Genomic DNA, 21,527 nt, shown 5'->3' with positions numbered 1-21,527 from the left:
GCTGCTCCTGGCGGGCTGCGGGAGAAGAGCGTTCTGTTCATGGAACGCTACCAGAGGCCCCGTGATACCCGCCCCGGTAGGCTGCGGCCCGTGAGCGACGGGGCGGGGCGCGCGGGAAGACGGCCGGACGGCGAGGCCGGGGGAGCGCCCGGACGCCCGTCGGGACGAGCGGAGGACGGGACGCTCGCGGCCGTCGCCGCACAGCTCCGGGCGCTGCGCGCCGAGCGTGGGCTCTCGCTGTCGGCCCTCGCCGCCGCGGCCGGCATCGGCAAGGGCTCGCTCTCCGAGATCGAGCACGGCGCGCGGAATCCCACGCTCGCGACCCTCTACGCCCTGGCCGGGGCGCTCGGCGTCCCGCTCGCGACGCTGCTCGCCGAGCGGGCGGGCACCGAGGTGTCGTCCGAGGGCGTCACCGCGCGGCTGCTCGACGCCCACCACCTGCCCGGCGGGACCGCCGTCGAGGTCTACCACCTGCATCTCGAACCCCACGCGGACCGGACGTCGCCGCCGCACGGCCCGGGCGTCGTCGAGCACCTGCTCATCACGCGCGGCCGCCTGCGGGCCGGGCGCCACGGCGCGGAGGCCGTCGTCGAGGAGGGAGACGAGCTGCGCTGGGTCTCCGACGCCGACCACTCCTACCGGGCGCTCGGCGGCGCCCCGGTCGACGCGGTGCTCGTGATCCGGACGCCGCCGCGGGCCGTCGGCGGGTCGGGACCCGGCTAGTACACGCCCTGGCCGGGCACCCACGCGTCGGTCGTGAAGCCGGACGGCGCGCCGGGCGACCACGGCGCGGGCGGCGGCTGCGGCGTCCGGACGAGGAACGCCTGGCGCGCCGTGAGCATGAGCTGGAGCAGCGCGCGGCGCTGCCCCTCGACCCGCCACGCCTCGACCGCGCCGCGTGCGACCCGGTCGTGGAGCAGCGCGAGCTCCGTCGCCGCCTGCTGGTAGTCGCGCATCGCGTGCGCGGCGCTGGCGCCGCCCGTGCGGCGTGCCCAGTCGCGTGCCTGGCGGCGCGTCGCGAGCGTGGAGAGCATCGTGAGGTCCGCGGGCGTGACCAGGCCCGTCGGGATGTAGGGGACGAGCTGTCGCTGGATCGTCGCGACCGTGCGACGCCGGTCCCGCACGAGCAGCACGATCAGCGTGATCAGGACACCGAGCCCCGCGAGGTAGGCGACCCCCAGCGCGAGCGTCCCGAAGCCGGTCGAGGCGTTCCACAGCATGTGGAGGGCGATCGCGGCCGCGAGGCCGCCGATCGGCGCGAGGACCCGGCGCGGTCCGGGCGGGCTCGTGGCCGCGCTCGCGACACCGAGGCCCGTGAGCGCCGTGCACAGCGGGTGCAGCAGGGGCGTGACGAGCGCGCGGAGCACGAACGTCGGGCCGAGCGTGCCGTCCTGCGCCGCCATGATGAAGTACGTGACGTTCTCGACCGCCGCGAAGCCGAGCGCGACCATCGCCGCGTAGATGACGCCGTCGGTCCAGCCGTCGATCTCGTGCCGGCGGAACCACAGCATCCCGAACAGCGCCGCGCCCTTGAGGATCTCCTCGACGAACGGCGCCCCGAACGACGCGACCACGTACCAGCCGACCTCCTCGCCGAACAGCGGCGCGGTGAGCAGCTCGAGCCCGAGCGTGTTGAGGATCCCCGCGACGAGCGTCGCGATGCCCGCACCCCACAGGAACGCCACGACGAGCGCGCTCGGCGGCTCCGGCTCGAGGCGGTCGAGCGCGAGCACGACCGGCACCCAGATGCCGAGCGGCACGAGAGCCAGCAGGAGGCCGACCGTGAACGTCCCGACCCCGGACAGTGCCGCGAGCACGAGGCCGACGAGCAGGCACAGGCTCGCGATCGCGATCGTCACGATGACGCCGACGCGCGCCCGGCCCGGTGGGCGACCCTCCAGGACCGCGCGCGGGTCGAGCGGCACCGCGGTGCCCGCAGGACCCTGCGGGTGCGGGGGCACCGGCGTCGGCTGCGGGTGCGGCGGAGGGACGGCAGGGCCGTGCGGCGGGTACGTCACGGGCGCCAAGGCTACGCACCCGGGCGCCGCGGGGGAAAGGCGTCCGCCGGTGGTGGCGCCGAACCCGCGGTTATGGGGACCGCGGTCGTCGAAACCGGGGATGTCACCCGAGTTCGGCACGAGACGCGCCGACGCCCCCGGGGTCGGCGTGCGGGACGAAGGGGTCGGCGCGGCGGGGCGCTCATGGAACGCTGGGAGCGTGCCGGTCGTTAGGCGGCGACGTCGTACCCCGACCGGACGCCTCCCCGGCGGCGCACGGTGGCGTCGTCGGGCACGATCTCGTCCGGCGGGACGACGGCGCCCGGCTCCACGAGCACGCGGCGTCCGACGCGCGCGCCGCTGCCGACGCGGGCGCGGTCGCCGACCCGGGTCTCGGGGGAGATGCGTACGTTGTCGCCGATGCGGACGTCCCGGCCGAGGGTGACGTCGCGGTCGATCCAGCTCCCCTCGCCGAGCTGCGACCCGTGCCCGACGACGGCCCCCTTCTCGACGTACGTGCCCGACCCGACGGGGACCGACTCGGGGACACGGGCGTGCGGCGACACGAGGCCGCCGCCGGTGTGGCGCTCGTAGTGCAGGATCTCGCCGTAGTCGTTCTCGACCTGGACGCGGCGTGCGAGGCGGGCCATGCGACCTCCTCAAGGTCTGTCGGCAGTGGTACTGCTGACATAACGTCGGGGAGGTGCCCAGGATTCCAGCCTCGCCGCGCCCCGCCCGGCGTCGTCTCGCCCTGGTCAGACGGCGCGGGTGGTGCCGCGGACGACGAGGGTCGTGGGGAGACGGACGTGGGGCTCGCGGGCGTTGCCCTCGACGAGGTCGACGATGAGGCGCAGGGCCTCGGCGCCCATGCGGTGGATCGGCTGGTCGACGGTAGTCAGCGGCGGGGTGGTGAGCGCGGACTCGGGGACGTTGTCGAACCCGACGACGGAGACGTCGTCGGGCACGCGCAGGCCGAGCTCCGCGGCGACCTCCATGGTGCGGATCGCCGACAGGTCGTTCGCGGCGAAGATCGCGGTGGGGCGCTCGGGGAGCGAGAGCAGCTCGTGCGCGGGGGAGTCGGCGAGGTCGGGGCGGTAGCCGCCGACGCGCACGAGGTCGGGGTCGAACGGGACACCGGCGTCGGCGAGGGCCTCGCGGTAGCCCTGCTCGCGCAGGCGCGCGGACTCGAGGTCGGGTCGCCCGGCGAGGAACCCGATGCGGCGGTGCCCGAGGGAGAGCAGGTGCTCGGTCGCGGCGCGGGCGCCGGCGAGGTTGTCGGAGTCGACGGTCGGGGGGCCGGAGGGGCCGCGGTGCGGGTCGACGGCGACGACGGGGATGGAGTTGCCGGGCGCGACGACGGTCGGGGTGACGAGGATGGCGCCGTCGATCAGCGTGCCGCCCAGCCGGGAGAGGTAGCGCTGCTCCCACCCGACGCGGTCGTCGCGACGCAGCCCGCCGGAGTAGGCGAGCAGCTCGTAGCCGGTGCCGTCGACGGCCTCGGAGATGCCCTTGAGCAGCTCGGTCGAGAACGGCTCGAACTCGGCGACGAGGATGCCGATGACGTTGGTGCGGCTGCTGCGCAGGCTGCGCGCGACGATCGACGACTCGTACCCGAGCTGGTCGATGACCTCCTGGACGTGCCGGGAGGTCTCCATGGCGACGCCGTAGCGGCCGTTGATCACCTTGGAGACCGTCGCGACCGAGACGCCGGCGGTGCGCGCGACGTCGCCGATCGTGACTCTTCCCGTGGAGCGCATGGGGAGACAGTAGCCCGTGAGCGGCACGCGCGGCGTCGTGTGTAAAACGTTATCGATAACGATTGACACGAGGACGTTCGGGCTGCGAGAGTCGCTCGTGGCGGCCCCGACGCGGCGGCAGCCCGGCGCGCTCGAGGCAGCGTGCGCCCTGTGCGACTCGACGAAGAGGACGGAACGATGAAGTCTCGGAAGCTCCTGGCGGCGACCGCCGTCGCGATGGCGGGCACGCTCGTGCTCTCGGCCTGCGGAGGCGGGGGCGACTCCGGCTCGGAGGACGGCTCGGTCTCGATGACCTTCTGGCACAACTCCACGACCGGTGACGGCAAGGCGTACTGGGAGGACACGGTCGCGGCGTTCGAGGAGGCGAACCCCGGCGTCACGATCGAGATCCAGGCGATCCAGAACGAGGACATGGACGGCAAGCTCCAGACGGCCCTCAACTCGGGCGACGCGCCCGACATCTTCATGGCTCGCGGCGGCGGCAAGCTCGCCGACGTCGTCGAGGCCGGCCAGGCCAAGGACCTCACCGACCTGATCGACCCGGCGGTGAAGGAGGCGGTCGGCGGCTCGCTGAGCGCCATGACGGTCGACGACAAGGTCTACGGCGTGCCCGTGTCGATCCTGCCGGGCGGCCTGTTCTACAGCGCGGACCTGTTCGAGGCGGCGGGCGTCACCGAGAACCCGGCGACGATCCCCGACCTGGAGGCCGCGAACGAGAAGCTGCGCGCGAGCGGCGTCGCGCCCATCGCCCTGGGCGCCAAGGACGCGTGGCCGGCCGCGCACTGGTACTACTTCTTCGCCCTGCGCTACTGCTCGCAGGACACCATGAACGAGGCCGCCTCCACGCGGACGTTCGACGCCCCGTGCTGGACCGAGGCCGGGGAGGCGCTCGCGGACTTCGCCGCGACGGAGCCGTTCAACGAGGGCTTCCTCACGACCTCCGCGCAGCAGGGCGCCGGCTCGTCGGCCGGCCTGCTCGCGAACCACCAGGCCGCCATGGAGCTCATGGGCGCGTGGGACCCGGGCGTCATCGCCTCGCTCACGCCCGACGGCCAGCCGCTGGCCGACCTCCAGTGGTTCCCGTTCCCCGAGGTCGAGGGTGGTGAGGGCGAGCCCGGCGCGATGATGGGCGGCGTCGACGGCTACTCCTGCTCCGCGGACGCCCCGGACGAGTGCGCCGACTTCCTCAACTTCGCGCTGTCGAAGGAGTCGCAGGAGGCCTACGCCGACGCGTTCCAGACGCTCCCCGCGAGCTCCGAGGCGCAGGGCGTCGTCACCGACCCGGCTCTCGTCTCGATCCTCGAGGCCTACAACGAGGCGCCGTACGTCTCCGTCTGGCTGGACACCCTGTACGGCCAGAACATCGGCAACGCGCTGAACACCGCCGTCGTCAACCTGCTCGCCGGCCAGGGCACGCCCGCCGACATCGTCCAGGCCGTCAACGACGCAGCGGCCAAGGAGTAGCACCAGCCATGAGCGTGTCCCAGGGCGAGACCTCGCCGAGCACGACGACGCCCGAGGACCGGGCCGGGGGCGGCGCCGGCGCCGTGCAGCCGCCCCCGGCCGCCGCGGCGCGGGCCCGCCGCCCGCGCCGCGGGCGCTGGGGGCAGCGGGCCGAGATCGCGGTGCTCGCCGGGCCCGCGCTCGTCGTCTTCCTGACCTTCGTCATCGTCCCCGTGGTGATGGCGGCGTACTACGGGTTCTTCAAGTGGAAGGGCTTCGGGCCGCCGACGGAGTTCGTCGGGTTCGAGAACTACCTCATCATCTTCCGCGACCCCGAGTTCCTCGCGGCGCTGGGGCACAACGCGTTCATCGTCATCATGTCGCTCGTGCTCCAGGGCCCGGTCGCCGTGGTGGTGGCGCTCATGCTCAACCGGCGCATCCGCGGCCGCTCGGTGATCCGGGTGCTCGTGTTCGTGCCGTACGTGGTGTCCGAGGTGATCGTCGGGACGGGCTTCAGCCTCATGCTCGCGACCACGGGCGCCGTGAACGACCTGCTGGAGCGCATCGGCCTCGGGTTCCTCACGGTCGACTGGCTCGCCGACCCCGACGTCGCGATCTGGACCCTGCTGCTCATCATCACGTGGAAGTACATCGGCTTCGCCGTGATCCTCTTCCTCGCGGGCCTGCAGGGCATCCCCGACGAGCTGGGCGAGGCCGCCGCGATCGACGGCGCGTCGTACTGGAAGACCCAGCGCTACGTGACGCTCCCGCTGCTCGGCCCGACCGTCCGCATCTGGGCGTTCCTGTCGATCATCGGCTCGCTCCAGCTCTTCGACCTCGTCTACATCATCTGGGGCCAGTACGTGGCCTCGACGGCGGGGACGTCGACCATGGCGACCTACATGGTGGCGAACGGCCGCAACGCGGGGAACTACGGGTACGGCAGCGCGGTCGCCGTGGTGCTGTTCCTCATCTCGCTCGCGGTGGCGCTCGTCTACCAGCGGTACGTCCTGCGCCGTGACACCGAGGGCGCGATCACGGAAGGGAAGAAGTGATGGCCACCGTCACCGCGGCGCCCGCGCCCGAGCGTGCCCCCGGCGCCAAGCTCCCGAAGGAGCCGCGCGGCTCCGGCATCGGACGGGGCGGCCCCCTGACCTACGTCGTCGCGTGGTTGCTCGTCGGCGTGTGCCTGGCCCCGATCGCGTACATCGTGGTCGGCGGGTTCCGCACGAACGCGCAGATCACGGCCGACCCGTCGGGCCTGCCCGACCCGTGGCAGCTCGACAACTACGTCGGGGTCCTGACGAGCTCGCTGTTCTGGCAGCAGCTCGGGAACTCGCTCGTCGCCGCGCTGCTCACGACCCTCGGCGTCGTCGTCCTCGGCCTCATGGCGAGCTACGTCATCGCGCGCTACTCGTTCGCGGGGCGCGGGGCGCTGTACGCGCTGTTCGCGGCCGGGCTCATGTTCCCCATGACCGTCGCGATCACCCCGCTGTACATCATGATCCGCTCGCTCGGGCTGATGAACTCGGTGGGCGGCCTCGTGCTGCCGCAGATCGCGTTCGCCCTCCCGACAACCGTCATCATCCTCGTCCCGTTCCTGCGCGCCATCCCGCGCGAGATCGAGGAGGCGGCGTCGATCGACGGGGCGAGCCGGCTCGGGTTCTTCTTCCGCATGGTCGTGCCGCTGTCCCTGCCGGGCGTCATCACCGTGGGGATCCTCGCGTTCGTCGCGAGCTGGAACAGCTACATGCTCCCGCTCTTCATCCTCAACGACGAGACGTCGTACACGCTCCCGCTGGGCGTGCAGGCGTTCGCGTCGCAGTACTCCGTGGACACCGCCCGCGTGCTCGCCTTCACCTCCCTGTCGATGATCCCCGCGCTCGTCTTCTTCTCGCTGTTCGAGCGGCGCATCGTCGGCGGGCTCTCCGGAGCCGTGAAGGGCTGACCGCCCGCCCCGTCCGCGCACCCCGTCCCTGCCCCGCGCCGCGCGCGGGGCAGGGCCACCCATCGAAGGAGAACGGTCCCGTGACCGACGTCGTCCCTGCCGTCCCGACGGCCCCCACCGGCTCCCCGGAGCCGGCCGTCCAGGCACCCCGCAGCCCGCGCCCGGCACCCCCGCAGCCGCCCACGGTCTCGGAGCGCGTGCGCGCGCTGCACGCCCGCATGACGCTCGACGAGAAGCTCGCGCAGCTCGTGGGCTACTGGCTCGACCAGAACGGCACCGTCGCCCCGATGCAGTCGGAGATGACGGCGGGCCAGCAGGACGGCGGCCGGCTCGCCGAGATCACGCGGCACGGAATGGGCCACTACACGCGCGTCTACGGCACGCGGCCCGTCGAGCCCGCGGAGCGTGCCGCGTGGCTGTGGGCGGAGCAGCGCCGGCTGAAGGCGGAGACCCGGCTGGGGATCCCCGCGATCGTGCACGAGGAGTGCCTCACGGGCCTCGCCGCGTGGCAGGCCGCGACCTACCCGACGCCGCTCGCGTGGGGGGCGTCGTTCGACCCGGCTCTGGTCGAGGAGATGGCGCACGAGGTCGGGGAGTCGATGCGCGCGCTCGGGGTGCACCAGGGCCTCGCGCCCGTGCTCGACGTCGTGCGCGACCCCCGCTGGGGCCGCGTCGACGAGTGCGTGGGCGAGGACCCGTACCTCGTGGGGACGGTCGGCACGGCGTACGTGCGCGGCCTCCAGGACGCGGGCGTGCACGCGACCCTCAAGCACTTCGTCGGGTACTCGGGATCGCGCGCCGGCCGCAACCACGCACCCGTGAGCGCGGGGCCGCGCGAGCTCGCGGACGTCTACCTCCCGCCGTTCGAGATGGCCGTGCGCGACGGCGGCGCCCGGTCGGTCATGGCGTCGTACGTCGACGTCGACGGCGTGCCGCTGCACGGCAGCACGGAGCACCTCACCGAGATCCTGCGCGAGCGCTGGGGGTTCGACGGCGTCGTGGTCGCCGACTACTTCGGCGTCGCGTTCCTCGAGGTCATGCACCGCGTCGCGGCCGATCGCGGGGAGGCCGCGGCGCAGGCGCTCGAGGCCGGCCTCGACGTGGAGCTGCCCACGGGGGACGCCTACCTCGCGCCGCTCGCGGAGCGTGTGCGTTCCGGCGCGCTCGACGAGGCGTGGGTCGACCGCGCCGTCCTGCGCCTCCTCAACCAGAAGGAGGAGCTCGGCCTGCTCGACCCGGCCGCCTACGCCGACGAGCCGCCGACGGCGGTCGACCTCGACACGCCGAGGCAGCGCGCGACCGCGCGCCGCCTCGCGCAGGAGTCGCTCGTGCTCCTCGCGAACGACGGCGTGCTGCCGCTCGTGCGCGGGCGCCGCGACAGCGCTGACGGCGCGCCGTCCGCCCCGTTGCGCGTCGCCGTCGTCGGGCCCAACGCGGACTCGTCCGAGGCGCTCATGGGCTGCTACTCGTTCGTCAACCACGTGCTCGCGCACCACCCCGGCACGCCGGCCGGCATCGCGCTGCCCACGGTCCTCGAGTCGCTGCGCGACGCGCTCGCCCCGACCGGCGCCGAGGTGACGCACGCCGTCGGCTGCGCGGTCGACGGCGACGACGTCTCGGGGATCCCCGGGGCGGTAGACGTCGCGCGCGCCGCGGACGTCGCCGTGGTCGTCGTCGGCGACGAGGCGGGACTGTTCGGGCGCGGCACGGTCGGCGAGGGCAACGACGTCGAGTCGCTCGAGCTCCCGGGCGTGCAGCGCCGGCTCGTCGAGGAGATCGTCGCCACGGGGACGCCCGTCGTGCTCGTGCTGCTCACGGGCCGTCCGTACGCGATCGGCTGGGCGTTCGGGGACGACGCGGGCGCGGCCGGCGCGACCCTCGGCCGCCCGGCCGCCGTCGTGCAGGGCTTCTTCCCCGGCGAGGAGGGCGGGCGCGCGGTGGCCGACGTGCTCGTCGGTGCCGTCAACCCCTCTGGCCGCCTGCCCGTGTCGCTCCCGCGCGCGGGCGGGGCGGAGCCCTTCTCCTACCTGCACCCCGTGCTCGGCGGGCCGTCGGACGTGACGTCCGCGGACCCGACGCCCGTGCGGCCGTTCGGGTTCGGGCTGTCGTACACGCAGTTCGCGTACGCGGACCTCGAGGTCGACGCGGCCGTCGCGGCGGGCGGGACGTTCCGCGCGGCGGTCACCGTGACCAACACGGGCGCGGTGGCGGGGACGGACGTCGTGCAGCTCTACGCGCGCGACGTCGTGGGCTCCGTGCCGCGCCCCGTCGCGCAGCTCCTCGGGTACGCGCGCGTCGACCTCGCGGCGGGCGAGTCGCGCCGCGTGGCCTTCCGCGTCCCGACGACGCGCCTCGCGTTCTCCGACCGTCGCCTCGTGCGCGTGGTCGAGCCGGGCGACGTCGAGGTGTGGGTCGGCGCGCACGCCGGCGCGGTCGACGCCGCGCCCGGCACCGACGACCTCGGGTCGACGACCGGCGGCGCGATCGTCAACGAGTCGGCGCCCGCCGAGCGCCGGGTCGTGCCCGGTGCGGCGACCGCGCGCGCGACGCTCGCCGTCACCGGGCCGGTGCACGAGGTCACGGCCGCGGACGAGCGGCTCGTCGCGGTCGAGGTCTCCGAGCGGGTCGAGGCGGGGGAGCGCGCGTGACCCTCGTCCCGAACCCGATCCTGCCCGGCTGCTTCCCCGACCCGTCGGTCTGCCGCGTCGGCGACGACTTCTACCTCGTCACGTCGACGTTCGAGTACCTGCCCGGCCTGCCCGTGCTGCGCAGCCGCGACCTCGCGACGTGGGAGCACGTCGGGGACGTCGTCGACCGGTCGGGTCAGCTCGACTACGACGGCATCCGCTCGTCGGGCGGCCTGTACGCGCCGACGCTGCGCCACCACGACGGGACGTTCTGGGTCGTGTGCACGCTCGTCGACCCGGACGACGACTCCCGCGGCGGCAACTTCGTCATGACCGCGACCGACCCGGCCGGGCCGTGGTCCGACCCGGTGTGGCTGCGCGACGAGGACGGTGAGCGGGTCGCGGGGATCGACCCCTCGATCTTCTTCGACGACGACGGCCGCGCGTGGCTGCACGGCACCCGGCTCGCGGCCGAGCCGGAGTGGTTCCACCAGACCGAGGTGTGGGTGCGCGAGCTCGACCTCGCGACGCTCACGCTGGTCGGCCCGGAGCACGTCGTGTGGACGGGCGCCGTGCGGGGCGCGGTGTGGGCCGAGGGCCCGCACCTGTACAAGGTCGACGGCACGTACTACCTGCTCGCGGCCGAGGGTGGCACGGACTTCCACCACGCGGTGTCCGTCGCGCGCGCGTCGTCGGTCACGGGGCCGTACGAGGGGAACAGGGCCAACCCCGTCCTCACGCACCGGCACCTCGGGCGGGGCTCGGACGTCGTCGGCGTGGGTCACGCCGACCTCGTCGAGGCGCCCGACGGCTCGTGGTGGGCCGTGCTGCTCGCCATGCGCGTCTACGGCGGCTACCACTACCCGCTCGGGCGCGAGACGTTCCTCGTCCCCGTCGTGTGGGAGGACGGCTGGCCCGTCCTCGCGCCCGGCGAGGGCCGCGTGCCCGACGTCGTGGAGGTCCCGTTCGCGGGCGCGGCGCCCCGGCCGGCGGTCCAGGGCGGGGCGAGCGGCGTCGTCGGCCCGGACGACCCGCGCTGGTGCGCGGTGCGGGCCGTGCCGCGGGACGTCGCGACCCCGGCGGGCGAGGGCTGGGACCTGCCCGTGCGTCCGGCGACGCTCGCCGAGCAAGCCGTGCCCGCGTTCCTCGGGGTGCGCCAGCAGCACCGCGACGTGGACGTGACCGTCACGCTGCGCGTGCCGGAGGTCGCGGGGGAGCGGGCGGGCGTCGTCGTGCGCCAGTCCGAGCGGGACCACGTGCGGCTGCTCGTCGAGGGCGGGCCGGGGGACTCGCGCCGCGTCGTCGCCGTGCACCGTCGCGGCGGCACGGACGAGACCGTGGGCGAGACCACGGTGGTCGCCGCGCCCGGCGAGCCGGTCGTCGTCGGGCTGCGCGTGCGCGGGCAGGACTACGGGCTCGTCGCCGGTCCGGCGGGGGACGAGTCCGGTGGCTCGCTCGAGCGCGTCGCGACGGTGGACGGGCGCACGCTCGACAGTGCCGCGGCGGGCGGCTTCCTCGGGCTCTGGCTCGGGGTGCACGCGACGAGCGAGGGCCGGCCGACGACGTCCGTCGTGCGCGTGGAGCGGTTCGCCTACGAGCCCGTGGGCTGACGCGGCCGTCCCGCGTGCGGGACGGTCCGGCGGGGCTACGGTCGGGGCATGTCGAGCGAACGGACGCGCACCGAGGTGGACCTGCTGGGGCCGAAGGAGGTCCCGGTGGACGCGTACTACGGCGTCCACACGGTGCGGGCGACGGAGAACTTCCGGATCTCGGGGACGACGGTGAGCGACGTCCCCGAGATGGTCCGGGGCATGGTCATGGTCAAGAAGGCGTCCGCGCTCGCGAACCGCGAGCTGCGGACGATCCAGCGCGACGTCGCCGACGCGATCGTCGCCGCGTGCGACCAGATCCTCGACCACGGCAGGTGCCTGGACCAGTTCCCCGTGGACGTGTTCCAGGGCGGTGCGGGCACGAGCGTCAACATGAACACGAACGAGGTCGTGGCCAACCTCGCGCTCGAGCTCGCCGGGTTCGAGAAGGGCCGCTACGACGTCATCAATCCCAACGACCACGTCAACCGCTCGCAGTCGACCAACGACGCGTACCCCACGGGCTTCCGGCTCGCGGTGCACGAGCTCGTCGACGCGCTCCAGGGCGAGGTCCGGCGGCTCGAGCGCGCGTTCGACGAGAAGGCGTCGGAGTTCGCCGACGTCCTGAAGATGGGCCGCACGCAGCTCCAGGACGCGGTCCCCATGAGCCTCGGCCAGGAGTTCGCGGGGTTCGCGGTGAACGTCGGCGAGGAGATCCGGCGCCTCGAGGTCGCGGGCGAGCTGCTGCTCGAGGTCAACCTCGGCGCGACGGCGATCGGCACCGGCCTCAACACGCCGCCCGGGTACCCGAAGGTCGCGGCGCGACGCCTCGCGGAGGTGAGCGGCCTCCCGACCGTCCCGGCCGAGAACCTCGTCGAGGCGACGTACGACAACGGCGCCTACCTCGCCGTGCACTCCGCCCTCAAGCGGCTCGCGGCGAAGCTCTCGAAGATCTGCAACGACCTGCGCCTGCTCTCGTCCGGGCCCCGCGCGGGGCTCGGGGAGATCAACCTGCCCGAGCTCCAGGCCGGGTCGTCGATCATGCCCGCCAAGGTGAACCCGGTGATCCCCGAGGTCGTCAACCAGGTGTGCTTCAAGGTCATGGGCAACGACGTGACCATCACCCACGCGGCCGAGGCCGGCCAGCTCCAGCTCAACGTCATGGAGCCGGGGCTCGCGCAGGCCATGTTCGAGTCGCTGCGCCTGCTCACCAACGCGTGCGTCGCGCTCCGCACCAAGTGCGTCTCGGGCATCACCGCGAACGTCGAGGTGTGCCGCCGCCACGTGCTCGACTCGATCGGCATCGTCACGTACCTCAACGAGATCATCGGGCACCGCAACGGCGACCTCGTGGGCGCGGAGGCCGCGCGCACCGGGGCGTCGGTCCGCGACGTCGTCGTCGCCCGCGGCCTGCTCACGCCCGAGGAGGTGGACGCGGTGCTGACGACCGAGAACTTCCTGCGCCCGCGCTACACCGGCCGCTACTACGCCCCGGACGAGCGCGGCCTGCCGGCCGCGGGCGAGGAGGGCGAGTCGTCGCGCGTCGTCGAGTCCGACGACGCCACGGGCGCACCCCCGGAACCCGAAAACTGACGCCGAGGTCGACCCGTCCGTCGCCAGATCGACCTCCCGAGGGTCGATCTCGGCCGCTCGGGTCGATCTCGCGGCGGGGCGCAACGACGCCGGGTCACGCCCCCGCGAGGGCGCGGACCGCACGCTCGATCGCGGGGCGCAGGTCGAGACCGGGATCGACCGTCAGTCGGTGCAGGAGCAGCCCGTCGCAGAGCCCCATGAGCGCCCGGGTCGCGGGCACCGGGTCGGCGATGCCGACGGCGGTCACGATCCGCTCGGTCCACCGCTCGAACGCGCGGCGCTGCTGCCGCAGGGGCTCGCCGAGCTCCGCGTCGCCCGCGAGCTCGAGGAAGAGCGCGTAGCGCGCCCGGGTGCGCGTCGCGAACGGCCCCGCCTGCACGTCCGTCATGGCGCACAGGCCGTCGACCAGCGCGTCGACGCCGGTGATCTCCGGCATCGATCCCGGGTCGAAGTCGGCGCGCTCGCGCTCGGCGATCCAGTCGACGACGCCCGCGAGGAGGGCGCGGCGCGTGCGGAACCAGTTCGACGTCGACCCCGGGGGGAGGCCTGCCCGCTGGTCGACCCGTGCGTGGCTCAGCGCGCGCACGCCGTCCGCTCCGAGCACCTCCACGGCCGCGTCCAGCGCACGTTCTCGGGTGGCTGCGGCCATGGACGCCCTCTCTCGGCAGGTCTACTATGAACATAGTAGTCCGGCCGCACGAAGGAGTCGCCATGGCTACGCTCCCGCCCCGCACCATCCGCCCCGTCGACGCCCGGGGCTGGTCGCCCCCGCTCCCGGACGCACCGGGCTTCGACCACCTCGTGGTCGAGACGCCCGGCCTGCGCACCCACGTCGCGACCATCGGGACCGGCGACCCGGTCGTGCTGCTGCACGGCTTCCCCGAGCACTGGTGGCAGTGGCACGACGTCGCACCCGTCCTCGCCGCCGCCGGCCACCGCGTCCTGTGCCCGGACCTGCGTGGCGCCGGGTGGACCGCCGCGGACGACCCGCGGATCCAGCGCGATACCCGGCTCCACGACCTGGTCGCCCTGCTCGGCGTCCTCGACGTCGAGCGCGCCGACCTCGTCTCGCACGACATGGGCGTCATCACGGCGATGCAGCTCTGCTACGACCACCCCGAGCGCGTCCGCACCGCCGTGCAGCTCTCCGTCCCGCCGGGCTTCTTCACCTTCAGCCCGCGGCTGCTGCCGGCCTTCCAGCACCTGCCGCCGTTCATCTGGCACCGGCCGGGAACCTCGCTGCGCGGGACGTTCTCGGCGCGGTACGCCGCCCGGCCGATGTCCGCGGCGACGGTCGACGCGCACCTGGCCCCGTTGCGCCGGCCCGAGATCGACGCCGCCGTTCGTCCGCTCACCCGCCGGATGATCCTGCCCGAGGCGCTGCGCATCATGCGGGGTGCCTACCGCCGTCGTCGGCTCACGGTGCCGACCCTGGTCGTCTACGGCCGGCTCGACCACCCCACCACCGAGGAGCTCATGGGCCGCATCTGCCGCCGTCCGGAGCGCTACGCGGACCGCATCGAGTTCGCCTGGGTGGAGGGCGCCGCGCACTTCATCACCGACGACGCCCCGGGGCCGGTCGCGGAGCTCGCGCTCGACTGGTTCGACCGGGCCGCGTGACGGACCGATCCTCCGCGCCGCCAGGTCGACCCGTCCGTCCGAGGTCGACCCTCGGGAGGTCGATCTGGTGACGGGCGGGCCGATCTCGCGGTCAGGACCGCACGCGTACCGCCCGGAGGGCGACGCCTGCCGCCAGCACCGCCGTCCCCGCCGCGACGCTCGCGAGCGGGAGCGTGGCGACGAGCACGACGCAGCCGAGCGCGCCCAGCGCCTGGAGCGCGCGCGGGTACAGGCGGTGCGGGGCGGTCTGACGCAGCGCGGACAGGTTCGCCACGAGGTAGTACACGAGCACGCCGAACGACGAGAACCCGATCGCCCCCCGCAGGTCCGTCGTGAGCACGAGCGCCACGACGACCGCCCCGACCGCGAGCTCGGCCCGGTGCGGAACCCGGTGCACGGGGTGCACGGCCGCGAACCACCCGGGCAGGTCGCCCGTGCGTGCCATCGCGAGTCCGGTCCTGCTCACACCCGCGAGCAGGGCGAGGAGGGCGCCGGCGCTCGCGGCGACCGCACCGACGGTCACGACCGGGCCGGCCCACGCCCACGAGCCGGCCGCGACCGCGTCGGCGAGCGGCGCCGCGGACGCCGCGAGCCCGTCCGACCCCAGCACCGCGAGCAGGACCACCGCGACGACCGCGTAGAGCACGACGACGGCCCCCAGCGACACCAGGACGGCGCGCGGGATCGTGCGGCGCGGGTCGCGCACCTCCTCGCCCAGCGTCGCGACGCGCGCGTACCCCGCGAACGCGAAGAACAGCAGCCCCGCGGACTGGAGGACGCCGTACCAGCCGCCGTGCGCGCCGTCGGGGTCGAGCACCCCGGACCACGCGGGCGCCGTGCCCGCCAGGCTCGCGGCGACGGCCGTCGCGATCGCGAGGAGCGCCACCGCGACGATCGCGCGCGCGAGCCGCGCCGTGCGCGTCAGGCCCCGGTAGCCCACGGCCGTGAGCAGCACGACCGCCGCGGCGGCGACGGGGCGCTCCCACCCGGGCGGGGCGGCGTAGGCCGCGAGCACGAGCGCCATGGCCGCGCAGCTCGCCGTCTTGCCGGCGACGAACCCCCACCCGGCGACGTACCCCCACCAGGGGCCGAGGTGCTCGCGCCCGTACACGTACGTGCCGCCCGACGTGGGGTGCTGCGCCGCGAGCTGGGCCGACGACGTCGCGTTCGCGTACGCGACGACCGCCGCCAGGCACAGCCCGACGAGCAGCCCCGTGCCCGCAGCGGCGGCCGCCGGGGCGAACGCGGAGAACACGCCCGCGCCGATCATCGACGCGAGCCCGACGACGACGGCGTCCGTCGTGCCGAGGCGTCGCACGAGCGAGGGCTGGCCCGGGGCGGTGGTCACCCGGACAGCGTGCCAGGGCGAGGTGTCCGGAAGGTGTCGACGCCCGTCCCGGGGAGTGGTCCGCGCGCCGTCCGCGAGCGGGTACAGTTCCCGCCGGTGTCCCGTTCCCGGTCGTCGTCGACCGGCCCCGTCGCACGGGGAGACGGGCTGTCCGCTACGGCGAGGACGGCGGTGCAGGGGTGGTCGCAGGACGGGTGCGTCGCGCGGGACGGACGCTGCGTGCCGGGTCGGGGGCCGCGCTGGTGTGCGCCGTCCTCCTCGGCGCACCGACGGCCGCGTTCGCGGACACGAGCGACGGGCTGTCGGAGACCTCGCGGACGCGGTACGAGGTCGACGGCTCGGGGCCCGTCCGCGTGACGGTCACGACGACGATCCGCAACGAGCAGCCGGCCAGCGCCCAGTACGTCTACTACTGGGACGCGTACGGGATCCCGGTGCCGGCGGGCGCGACCGACGTCACCGCGACGAGCGGCGGGGCATCGCTCCCGGTCACGCTCGAGCCGACCGAGGACCCGTCGACCCGCATCGCCGGGGTGTCGTTCTCCCCGCTCAACTACGGGCGCGAGCGGACCGTCGAGTGGTCCTACACGATCCCGGGCGAGCCGATCCGCTCCGAGGGGTACACGCGCGTCGGTCCCGGCTACGCGACGTTCGCCGTGAACGCGGCGGGCGACCCGGGGCAGGTCACCGTCGAGATCGCCACCCCGACGTCGATGGACTTCGACAGCACGTGGGACGGCTTCGAGCCGATCCTCGACGGGGAGACCCGCACCCACCGCGCGACCGAGAGCACGGACGACTACGGGACCTGGGCGTTCGTGTCGCTGCGCGACCCCGCGCAGGCCGACGAGACGAGCGTCGACGTCGGCGGGAACGAGCTCGTGCTGGAGAGCTTCCCGGGCGACGCCGAGTGGAGCGGCTTCGTCGAGGAGCAGGTGGTGGCCGGCCTGCCCGTGCTGGAGCGCGCGGTGGGGATGCCGTGGCCGGGCAGCCTGGAGCGGATCCGCGAGGACGTGTCGCCCGGGGTGCTGGGGTACGCGTGGTTCGACTCGGCCTCCTGGGAGATCGTCATCCCCGAGGACCTCGACGCCGGGCTCCTGTTCCACGAGCTCTCGCACGCGTGGCTCGCCGGGGACCGGTTCGCGGACCGGTGGGTGTACGAGGGGCTGGCCGAGGTGGTCGGGCAGCGCGTGGCCGCCGAGACCGGGGGCCCGGCGGAGCAGTGGCCCGCGCCCGTGCGCGACGCGGCTGACGCCGTTCCCCTCGCAGCCTGGCAGGAGGTCGACCTCGACGGCGGCGCCGGCGCCGCCGAGGAGTACGCCTACGCCGCGGCGTGGACCGCGATGTCGGAGCTCGTCGGTGGCCTGGACGACGACGCCCTCGGACCGTTGGTCGCGGCGGCGTACGCGGGCGAGAGCGCCTACGACGTGCCCGGCACCCTCGACCACCCGGGCCTGACGGACGGCCGTCGTCTCCTCGACCTCGTCGAGGTGCGAGGCGGCGTGGCCGGAGCCGAGGCGACGTACCGGACGTGGGTCGCCGACGCGGACGAGACCGCCCTGCTCGACGCGCGGGCCCCGGCCCGCGAGGCGTACGTCGCGCTCGACGCGGCGGACGGCGCGTGGTCGCCGCCCGCCGGCCTGCGCGCCGCGATGACGGACTGGGCGTTCGAGGACGCCGAGACGGCCCGCACCGCGATCGGTCCCGACGCCGCCGCGGCCGCCGGGCAGGTGCAGGAGGCCGCCCGCGCCGCGGGGCTGCCCGACCCGGCCGCCGTGCGCGAGCAGTACGAGGGCGCTCGGAGCGCCGAGGAGTACGCGGCGCTCGCGACCGCGCTGCCGCGCGCGGTCGAGGTCGTCGGGTCCGTCGGCGACGCGGTCGCCGCCGCCTCGGCCGGTGGCCCGCTCGCGAACCTCGGGCAGCTGCTCCTGGACGTCGACGGCTCCGCGGCGGACGCCCGCGCCGCGCTCGACGACGGTCGGCTGGACGACGCCGCGGCCGCGGCCGGCGACGCGTCGGCCCGGGCGGCCGCCGCGCCCTGGCTCGGGGTCGGCAGCGTCCTCCTCGTCGTCGTGGCGCTCGCCGGCGTGGTCCTCCTGCTCGTCCGACGCCGCGCACGACGTCGCGCGCGGCCCGAGGGCGAGCCCGCCGCCGGCGGCGACCGGCTGGAGGGCGCGACGCCCGCCGCCGACGCGACGCCCGCCGCCGACGCGACGCCCACTGTGGGCGAGCCGCACGCTGGCGACGAGCCGCCCGCGGGCGACGAGCCGCCCGCGGGCGACGAGCCGACGTCGAGCGACGAGCCGACGTCGAGCGACGAGCCGACGCCGGGCGAGGAGCCGGACACGGAGGACGAGCCGAGCCCCGGCGAGGAGCCGTCCGTCGACGAGGAGCCGGAGCCGGTGAAGGCGTAGTCCCTCGGCGGGGCCGCGACAGGCAGGCCACCACGAGCGGGGCCGCGCGACCCCGGGGCGGCGAGACGTGAGAAGTGGCCCCCCGGGACACGCTCCGAGGGGCCACTTCTCCCGTCTCGCCCGAGGGCGGTGAGGCTACGGCATGCTCGCGAGGTGGGCGCCCACCGAGCTCGCGAACGCGTACCCGTTGCTCGCGTCCCAGTTGATGGACCAGGTCATCGCCCCGCGGATGTCGGGCCAGCGCGCGGGCGGCACGAAGCTCCCGCAGCGGGTGCCCGCGGCGAGGCAGCTCAGCGCGTCGTTCACGACCGACGGGTTCACGTACCCGCCGCCCGCCGCCTGGGTGGTCGCCGGCAGGCCGAGCGCGACCTGGTCCGGCCGCAGCTCGCTCTGGAGCTGGATGCACGACAGCGCGGTGAGGAAGTTCACCGTGCCCTGCCCGTACGCCTGCATCTGGTCGCAGCCGAGCATCGTGCCGGAGTTGTAGTACTGCGTGTGGACGATCGTGAGGATGTCCTTGATGTCCAGCGCGAGCCGGAAGTAGGAGCTGCCCGTCGACTGCATGTCGATGGTCTGCGGCGCCATCGTGATGATGAGGTCCGGCCCGACGGCCGCCCGGACCTGGCGCAGCGCCTGCGCCATGTACGTCGGGTTGACCCCGTTCTCGAGGTCGATGTCGACGCCGTCGAACCCGTACGTGTCGATGAGCCCGATCACGCTGGTCGCGAAGGCCGACGCCGCGGCGGGGCTGCCCACCGACACCGTGCCCTTCTCGCCGCCCACGGACAGGATCACGTGCTGGCCTCGCGAGTGCAGCGTCGCGACGTCGGCCCGGAGCTGGTCGTTCGTGTAGCCGCCCAGGGCGGCGGACAGGCCGGGGTCGACGCCGAACGTGACGGCGCCGGGGGTGCTCGGGACGGCGTCCGCGAACGCGACCGCGACGAGGTCGTACGACGTCGGGACGGCCGACAGCCGCAGCGGCGTGGCCCCGTTGACGAAGTTCTGCCAGTACCCCGTGAGCAGGTGCTTCGGCAGGGCCCCGGTCTGGCAGCCGCTCGTCGAGCCCGTCACGGTGGCGGCCGGCGACTCGCCCGTCGCGTTGTAGGCGCGCACCGAGTAGGTGTGGCTCGAGCAGGCCGCGAGCCCGGTCAGCGTCGCGCTCGTCCCGGTGACGGTCGTCCGCAGGGTCGTGCCCTCGTAGACGCGGTATCCCGTGACGGTCCCGGTCGAGGCCGTCCAGGCGAGGCCGAGCGAGGTGTCGGCGGTCGTCGCGACGCGCAGGGCGGTCGGCGCGCCGGGGACGCCCGTCCCGCACCCGGCCGTCGTGAGCGAGACGCTCCCGGAGCGAGGTGACTCGCCCGCGGTGTTGTACGCCGCCACGGAGTAGGTGTGCGGGGTGCACGCGGCGAGCCCGGAGACGGTGGTCGACGTGCCCGTGGACGTCGCCACGACCGTGCTGCCCTCGTAGACGCGGTAGCCCGTCACCGTGCCGGACGACGCGCCCCACGAGAGGGCCGCCGACGTCGAGGTCACCGTCCCGGCGACGGGTGTGCCCGGCGTGCCCGGGACGACGGGCGGCGGGCCGCCCGCGCCCTGGAGCGAGACGTCGTCCGCCTGGTAGGCGCCGGTGCCGTACCAGCCGTGGAGGTAGACCCGGGTCGTGCTGCTCGCGGCGGTGAACGTCACCGTGAGGCGGGTCCAGTCCGTCGCGCTCGGGGTCCAGGTCGAGGTGCCGCCGTCGACCCCCAGGTAGACGTAGCTGCCGCGCACCCAGGCGGAGAGGGTGTACTGCGTGCCGGCGACAGTCGGGACGGACTGCGTGCAACGCGCGTTGTCGAGACCCGCGGGGGTCCCTCGCAGCGCCTTGGTCCCCGTCCGCACGGGGGTGGAGACGACGGCGCCGGACGATCCCGAGCAGGTCCAGGGGCTGAGCGTGCCCGACTCGAAGCCCCCGTTGGCCAGCACCTCCTCGGCGGAGGCGGGGGCGGCGGTCAGGGCGAGGCTGGAGACGAGGGCCACGGCCAGTGCCGCGGCGGCGGTGCGAAGTCTGTTCATGTCTGCTCCGTTGCAGGTCGAATCAAACTCTCAGGGAACTTAACGATGCACTCCTTATGAACCCGCACCGGCAGCGGTTCGTCAAGGGCGGCGCGCGGTGGGGCACCGAGACCTGGGGGACAATGGGTGCCAGCATCTGCCTGCCAAGACGAGGAGTACTCCGTGCCCCAGGGAACTGTCCGATGGTTCGACGCCGACCGAGGGTTCGGCTTCATCGACCTCGGGAACGAGGCGGAGGACCTGTTCGTCCACGCGTCCGAGATCGTCGGCGACGACGGGCCGAAGCAGCTCCGCGAGGGGCAGGTCGTCGAGTTCGAGGTGGGCGAGGGTGACCGTGGCCCGCAGGCGCGCCGCGTCCGCGTCACGGGCGACCGGGCCGCCGACGCGGTCCTGGGCGTGCTCGGCACCGTCGCCTGGTACGAGCCGACCAAGGGCTACGGCTTCGTCACGCCGGACGGTGACAGCACCCAGATCTTCTTGCACAGCTCTGCCATCGTCGGGGGCGGCGTGGTCTCCGAGGGGCAGCGGGTCGCGTTCATCGTCGTCGAGGGCGAGAAGGGCCCGCAGGCGGACCACCTGCTCCCGCTCGGGGCGCAGGCCGCGCAGCCCGCGACCGACGGCGCTGACGGCACCGTCTCCTGGTACGACGACGTCAAGGGCTTCGGCTTCGTCGTCCCCGACGGGGGCGGCGACGACGTCTTCGTGCACGTCAGCGCCCTGGGCCGGGGGCTGACCGAGCTCGCCGAGGGCGCGCGCGTGACGTACGACGTCGTCGCGGGCGACAAGGGACCGAACGCACGCAACGTGCAGCTCGTGCGCGGTTCGGGAGGCGGCCGCTCGTCGGCGGACCGTGGTCGCCCCGACCGCCAGGGCCGCTCGGACCGCCCGGGTCGCCCGGGCGGATCCGGGAGGCCGGCGCGCGGGGGCGAAGGCACCGTCGCGCGCTACGACGCGGACCGCGGCTTCGGCTTCATCACGCCCGACGCCGGGGGCGAGGACCTGTTCGTGCACGTCTCCGTCCTGCGGGACGAGACGTTCCTGGAGGAGGGCGACCGGGTCCGGTTCGGGATCCGCCAGAGCGACCGCGGGCCGCAGGCCGACGACGTCGAGCTGCTGTAAGGCCGGGGAGGACCTCC

General features: G+C 74.5%; 16 protein-coding genes. 10 read left to right on the top strand and 6 right to left on the bottom strand.

Going from position 1 to position 21,527, the window contains the following annotated elements:
- Positions 1-90 precede the first annotated feature (90 nt).
- Positions 91-723, top strand: a complete 633-nt coding sequence (locus ACN9MS_RS17925) for a helix-turn-helix domain-containing protein (protein WP_426309750.1) — start codon at positions 91-93, stop codon at positions 721-723.
- Here ACN9MS_RS17925 and ACN9MS_RS17920 read toward each other — a convergent pair.
- The 3 genes from ACN9MS_RS17920 to ACN9MS_RS17910 form a co-directional block, all read right to left on the bottom strand.
- Complete coding sequence (locus tag ACN9MS_RS17920; protein ID WP_426309749.1) at positions 720-2,018, bottom strand: PrsW family intramembrane metalloprotease; 1,299 nt, start codon at positions 2,016-2,018, stop codon at positions 720-722. The genes ACN9MS_RS17925 and ACN9MS_RS17920 overlap by 4 nt on opposite strands.
- 209 nt (positions 2,019-2,227) lie before the next feature.
- Positions 2,228-2,647, bottom strand: coding sequence for a transferase (locus tag ACN9MS_RS17915; RefSeq protein WP_426309748.1), 420 nt, complete (start codon positions 2,645-2,647; stop codon positions 2,228-2,230).
- A 105-nt stretch (positions 2,648-2,752) separates the two neighbouring features.
- Positions 2,753-3,754: a LacI family DNA-binding transcriptional regulator gene (locus tag ACN9MS_RS17910; protein ID WP_426309747.1), complete on the bottom strand. Its 1,002-nt coding sequence runs from the start codon at positions 3,752-3,754 to the stop codon at positions 2,753-2,755.
- A 177-nt stretch (positions 3,755-3,931) separates the two neighbouring features.
- Between ACN9MS_RS17910 and ACN9MS_RS17905 the strand changes: the two genes are divergently transcribed.
- The 6 genes from ACN9MS_RS17905 to aspA all read left to right on the top strand — a co-directional run bounded on the left by ACN9MS_RS17905 (position 3,932) and on the right by aspA (position 12,954).
- Positions 3,932-5,218 (top strand): extracellular solute-binding protein, encoded by a 1,287-nt coding sequence (locus ACN9MS_RS17905; protein ID WP_426309746.1) that lies wholly within the window; start codon positions 3,932-3,934, stop codon positions 5,216-5,218.
- A gap of 8 nt (positions 5,219-5,226) precedes the next feature.
- Positions 5,227-6,252 (top strand): carbohydrate ABC transporter permease, encoded by a 1,026-nt coding sequence (locus ACN9MS_RS17900; protein WP_426309745.1) that lies wholly within the window; start codon positions 5,227-5,229, stop codon positions 6,250-6,252.
- Positions 6,252-7,145 carry a carbohydrate ABC transporter permease gene (locus ACN9MS_RS17895; RefSeq protein WP_154797765.1) on the top strand — a complete coding sequence of 298 codons (894 nt, stop codon included), beginning with the start codon at positions 6,252-6,254 and terminating at the stop codon, positions 7,143-7,145. Before ACN9MS_RS17900 ends, ACN9MS_RS17895 begins: the two co-directional genes overlap by 1 nt.
- 197 nt (positions 7,146-7,342) lie before the next feature.
- Positions 7,343-9,793: a beta-glucosidase gene (locus tag ACN9MS_RS17890; protein WP_426311931.1), complete on the top strand. Its 2,451-nt coding sequence runs from the start codon at positions 7,343-7,345 to the stop codon at positions 9,791-9,793.
- On the top strand, positions 9,790-11,382 hold the full coding sequence (locus ACN9MS_RS17885; protein WP_426309744.1) for a family 43 glycosylhydrolase: 1,593 nt from the start codon (positions 9,790-9,792) through the stop codon (positions 11,380-11,382). Before ACN9MS_RS17890 ends, ACN9MS_RS17885 begins: the two co-directional genes overlap by 4 nt.
- A 48-nt stretch (positions 11,383-11,430) precedes the next feature.
- Positions 11,431-12,954, top strand: coding sequence for an aspartate ammonia-lyase (aspA, locus tag ACN9MS_RS17880; RefSeq protein ID WP_426309743.1), 1,524 nt, complete (start codon positions 11,431-11,433; stop codon positions 12,952-12,954).
- Between the two features lie 94 nt (positions 12,955-13,048).
- On the opposite strand, the gene ACN9MS_RS17875 is transcribed toward aspA, so the two are convergent.
- On the bottom strand, positions 13,049-13,603 hold the full coding sequence (locus ACN9MS_RS17875; protein ID WP_426309742.1) for a TetR/AcrR family transcriptional regulator: 555 nt from the start codon (positions 13,601-13,603) through the stop codon (positions 13,049-13,051).
- A gap of 62 nt (positions 13,604-13,665) precedes the next feature.
- On the opposite strand from ACN9MS_RS17875, the gene ACN9MS_RS17870 reads away from it, so the two are divergent.
- Positions 13,666-14,574 (top strand): alpha/beta fold hydrolase, encoded by a 909-nt coding sequence (locus ACN9MS_RS17870; RefSeq protein WP_426309741.1) that lies wholly within the window; start codon positions 13,666-13,668, stop codon positions 14,572-14,574.
- A 91-nt stretch (positions 14,575-14,665) separates the two neighbouring features.
- On the opposite strand, the gene ACN9MS_RS17865 is transcribed toward ACN9MS_RS17870, so the two are convergent.
- Entirely contained in the window at positions 14,666-15,844 is a 1,179-nt protein-coding gene (locus ACN9MS_RS17865) for an APC family permease (RefSeq protein WP_426311930.1), read from the bottom strand.
- Between the two features lie 257 nt (positions 15,845-16,101).
- On the opposite strand from ACN9MS_RS17865, the gene ACN9MS_RS17860 reads away from it, so the two are divergent.
- Entirely contained in the window at positions 16,102-18,336 is a 2,235-nt protein-coding gene (locus ACN9MS_RS17860) for a hypothetical protein (protein ID WP_426309739.1), read from the top strand.
- Between the two features lie 135 nt (positions 18,337-18,471).
- Here the strand turns inward: ACN9MS_RS17860 and ACN9MS_RS17855 are convergent, their stop codons facing one another.
- Positions 18,472-20,391: a fibronectin type III domain-containing protein gene (locus ACN9MS_RS17855; RefSeq protein ID WP_426309738.1), complete on the bottom strand. Its 1,920-nt coding sequence runs from the start codon at positions 20,389-20,391 to the stop codon at positions 18,472-18,474.
- 162 nt (positions 20,392-20,553) lie between these two features.
- Here ACN9MS_RS17855 and ACN9MS_RS17850 point away from each other — a divergent pair, with 162 nt between their 5' ends.
- Positions 20,554-21,510 (top strand): cold-shock protein, encoded by a 957-nt coding sequence (locus ACN9MS_RS17850; RefSeq protein ID WP_426309737.1) that lies wholly within the window; start codon positions 20,554-20,556, stop codon positions 21,508-21,510.
- The last annotated feature ends 17 nt before the right edge of the window (positions 21,511-21,527 follow it).

It is taken from the genome of Cellulosimicrobium sp. E-16 (genome assembly GCF_049913115.1).
GTDB lineage: Bacteria > Actinomycetota > Actinomycetes > Actinomycetales > Cellulomonadaceae > Cellulosimicrobium.
Note: the sequence above shows the minus strand (reverse complement) of the source record. Positions and strands in the feature narration are given on the sequence as shown.

Bases quoted from the DNA above. Each gene is read 5' to 3' on its own strand.
- ACN9MS_RS17895 (WP_154797765.1), top strand. From the start codon at position 6,252: ATGGCCACCGTCACCGCGGCGCCCGCGCCCGAGCGTGCCCCCGGCGCC.
- ACN9MS_RS17915 (WP_426309748.1), bottom strand. From the start codon at position 2,647: ATGGCCCGCCTCGCACGCCGCGTCCAGGTCGAGAACGACTACGGCGAG.
- aspA (WP_426309743.1), top strand. From the start codon at position 11,431: ATGTCGAGCGAACGGACGCGCACCGAGGTGGACCTGCTGGGGCCGAAG.
- ACN9MS_RS17875 (WP_426309742.1), bottom strand. From the start codon at position 13,603: ATGGCCGCAGCCACCCGAGAACGTGCGCTGGACGCGGCCGTGGAGGTG.
- ACN9MS_RS17910 (WP_426309747.1), bottom strand. From the start codon at position 3,754: ATGCGCTCCACGGGAAGAGTCACGATCGGCGACGTCGCGCGCACCGCC.
- ACN9MS_RS17865 (WP_426311930.1), bottom strand. From the start codon at position 15,844: ATGATCGGCGCGGGCGTGTTCTCCGCGTTCGCCCCGGCGGCCGCCGCT.
- ACN9MS_RS17900 (WP_426309745.1), top strand. From the start codon at position 5,227: ATGAGCGTGTCCCAGGGCGAGACCTCGCCGAGCACGACGACGCCCGAG.
- ACN9MS_RS17870 (WP_426309741.1), top strand. From the start codon at position 13,666: ATGGCTACGCTCCCGCCCCGCACCATCCGCCCCGTCGACGCCCGGGGC.
- ACN9MS_RS17855 (WP_426309738.1), bottom strand. From the start codon at position 20,391: ATGAACAGACTTCGCACCGCCGCCGCGGCACTGGCCGTGGCCCTCGTC.
- ACN9MS_RS17905 (WP_426309746.1), top strand. From the start codon at position 3,932: ATGAAGTCTCGGAAGCTCCTGGCGGCGACCGCCGTCGCGATGGCGGGC.